Origin of the sequence: Pelagivirga sediminicola (genome assembly GCF_003072125.1) — a bacterium.
Lineage (GTDB): Bacteria > Pseudomonadota > Alphaproteobacteria > Rhodobacterales > Rhodobacteraceae > Roseovarius > Roseovarius sediminicola.
Genome location: NZ_QCYH01000062.1, coordinates 1 through 1352, shown reverse-complemented (window position 1 = coordinate 1352; position 1352 = coordinate 1). Strand labels below are relative to the sequence as shown.

Below are 1352 nucleotides of genomic sequence, written 5' to 3'. Positions count from 1 at the left end.
CTGATGGGGTGGATGGCTCCTGCTTCAACCGGCGTCGCAATGCGCCATAGTGCAGGTGTCTAAATCTGCTTTGAGAGGAGCCACCCCATGCAAGTTACCACAATCGGCGTTGACCTGGCCAAGAACGTTTTCCAAGTCCATGGTATCGCAGAGAACGAGGTTGTGTTGTTCAACAAGCCCCTGAGACGGGCACAGTTTCTGCCGTTCTTTGCTAAGTTGGCCCCCTGCCTGATCGGCATGGAGTCTTGCAGCAGCGCCCATCATTGGGCCCGCGAATTGACGGCCTTAGGCCACGAGGTGCGTTTGATCCCACCGATGTATGTGAAGCCCTATGTCAAACGTGGGAAATCTGATGCCATTGATGCGGAGGCAATCTGCGAAGCGGTGACACGTCCAACCATGCGTTTTGTGGCGATTAAAACGGTTGAGCAACAAGCCCTGCTGTCGCTGCATCGGGCGCGCGACCTTTTGGTTCGTCAAAGAACGCAGTTGATCAACGGCTTGCGAGGACTGGTTGCCGAGTTCGGCATCTACATTCCCAGAGGACTGGCCCGCGTGATTGGGTTTGCTGAGGATATCACACTGGGTGAAGTGCTCGATTTGCCAGACATCGCCAATGAGGTGATCCGCAACCTGTCAGAACAGTTGATGGCATTGCATAAACGGATCCGATGGTATGAAGAGCGCCTCAAGCAAGTGGCTAAAGAAGATGCGCGTGTCCGTTTGTTACGCACGATACCCGGCATCGGCGCGGTGACGGCTTCTGCGATCATCGCCAGCATCGGCGACGGGCACCAGTTCCGCAATGGCCGGGAGTTCGCCGCCTGGCTGGGCTTGACGCCTGCAAATAAATCCAGCGGAGGCAAGGAAAAGCTGGGGCGGATCACCAAGATGGGTGACCAGTATTTACGCTCTTTGCTTGTCGTCGGCATGACATCACTGGTCCGACAAACACGGTCCCACCCCGAACGTGCCAGCAAGTGGCTGACGTCACTGCTCGAACGCAAACCCGCCCGTGTCGCAACTGTCGCCATGGCCAATAAGACCGCCCGGATCGTCTGGGCTGTCCTAACCCGCGACGAACCCTACAGCCCCCGTGCGGCAGTCTGAGAAGAAAGGAACAACGAGTTAGCAAGACCTGCGAGATGATGGTGCATAAGTCTGCCGCCAAAACCAAGACACTCCGCCGAATGTCCCGGGCGTCATAGCCCGCTAAGCTGTAAGGAACTTGGTTTGCGGAACCCATCAGGGCCAGCGGTCAAAGCCGCGCAAACAGGCCGGACACATGACTGCTTCTGACAAATGCACAAATCAAATCAAAAATGTCTTGCTATGCAGGAGCCATCCACACA

Annotated in this window: 1 protein-coding gene; it reads left to right on the top strand. The window is 56.2% G+C overall.

The annotated features are described in order from the left end of the window. Positions 1-87: 87 nt before the first annotated feature. The gene (locus DC366_RS19465) at positions 88-1110 is read left to right on the top strand and encodes an IS110 family RNA-guided transposase (protein WP_108693786.1); all 1023 of its coding nucleotides are present in this window, start codon (positions 88-90) and stop codon (positions 1108-1110) included. Positions 1111-1352: the final 242 nt, after the last annotated feature.